Source organism: Phyllobacterium sp. P5_D12 (genome assembly GCF_054049495.1).
In genome coordinates this window covers 1-1,595 of sequence record NZ_JBFUMG010000787.1, presented here as the reverse complement: position 1 = coordinate 1,595, position 1,595 = coordinate 1, and the positions used below count along the sequence as shown (strand labels likewise).

Below are 1,595 nucleotides of genomic sequence, written 5' to 3'. Positions count from 1 at the left end.
GTATCGGGCAAGGCGAGCGGCTGCCGCTAGAAACGAGTTGCCCTGGCATCTTTGCCGTTGGAGACGCACGGGCCGGCTCCACCAAGCGGGTCGCGGCCGCCGTCGGTGAGGGCGCGGCGGTCATAGCGCAGATCCATTCTTTTTTGGTGCGAAATGTGGGACCCGCGTCGATCGTGGCTCCCTCGCCTACCGCTGTTTAGGCAAGTAGGAAATGCACCAAAGAGCGCATTGAAGGCGACGCTGTCGAAGAAGGCAGAGGCTTTCACGATCTGTTCTCCTGCAATTGCAAATGACACGTAAAAGTGTTGCGTCAGGCAGTGCCATCGCAGGCCCTGCCCTCGGCATCGAAGAATATGATGACCGTGTCACCATCAGCGTAAATATTGCGGATGGTGGGAACAAGCCGGTCCGACTCCCACGTCGCGTCCTCCGCCTGATCATCATAGAGACTTCGGGTTCCGCTCTTTCAGGCATCGAAGCCTGCCTGAACCGTGGCCTTGTTGCGCGTTTCGACGGTGTCCGCCGAATGTGCCAAACTCACCTCATCGGTGCGAGAAATAACAGGCCAACAGAAATCGCCAATACATGGAAAGTGGATCGTCTGTTAAACATTGTATTGCTCCTTTCGCTCAGCTGCCCGCCGGGAAATCAGTAGAGACCGCCAGCTCCCGCCATGCGGCGAGCTCTCCGGCAACCGCGGTATTCTTCTTTTCGATCGCCGCCACGGTGTCAGAGCCGAATGGCATGCGAAGCGGTGGATTGTCGGAATGGGCCACAGTGATCATGGCTTTTGCCAGACGGGCCGGATCGCCAGGTTGGGCGTGATTGAATTGTGCAGCTGCGGATCGCATCTCGCCGGCGGGGGTATCGTTATAATCAGCAATGGCGCTGTGGCTGATTGAAAGCGAGCTTTCATCGAGAAAGTCGGTGCGGAAGAAGCCGGGTTCGACGACAGTGACCTTAACGCCGAGTGGGGCGAGTTCGTCCGACAAAGCCTCGGAGAGGCCTTCGACCGCAAACTTCGTCGAGCAATAAATGCCCCATCCGGGATGGCTGACATAGCCGCCGATGGACGAAATGTTGATGATGTGGCCGGCACGCTGTCTGCGCATGTGGGGGAGCACAGCGCGGGTGACCTTGAGCAAGCCAAAGACGTTTGTGGCATAGAGCTTTTCAATCTCAGATGCTGTTGCCTCCTCAACAGCTCCAAGCAGGCCGAAACCGGCATTGTTCAGGAGAATGTCAATCTTGCCGAAGCGCTTGATCGCCTGCTCGGCTGCCGCGTTGGCCTGTTCCTCATTGGTGACGTCCAGTGCGACTGGAAGCAGGTTCGGATGATCGCCAAACCGAGCAGTGACTGTTGCAGGGTTGCGGGCGGTTGCAACAACGGCATCGCCGGCTTTCAAAGCTTCCTCGGTGATCAGCGCGCCAAAGCCGCGTGATGCTCCCGTAATGAACCAGATGCGCATGATGTTTTTCCTTTCCTGTTGAATGCACCCAAGTTCTACCGCATGTAAGAAGATGAAATAACCGTCGTAAATTTCTACAAGCTAATGAGGGAAATTCATTAATGGGGAAGCTTGGCGCTGCCGACC

General features: G+C 56.7%; 1 protein-coding gene and 1 pseudogene. One reads left to right on the top strand and one right to left on the bottom strand.

From position 1 onward, the window contains the following. A pseudogene (locus tag ACXJ5O_RS26420) lies at positions 1-200 on the top strand (thioredoxin reductase); the annotation flags it as partial. A gap of 429 nt (positions 201-629) precedes the next feature. Here the strand turns inward: ACXJ5O_RS26420 and ACXJ5O_RS26415 are convergent. Continuing rightward, positions 630-1,469: an oxidoreductase gene (locus ACXJ5O_RS26415; protein WP_457302495.1), complete on the bottom strand. Its 840-nt coding sequence runs from the start codon at positions 1,467-1,469 to the stop codon at positions 630-632. Between the last annotated feature and the right edge of the window lie 126 nt (positions 1,470-1,595).

What these genes read in the sequence shown, in the direction of transcription:
- ACXJ5O_RS26415 (WP_457302495.1), bottom strand. Translation starts at nt 1,469, where the DNA reads ATGCGCATCTGGTTCATTACGGGAGCATCACGCGGCTTTGGCGCGCTG.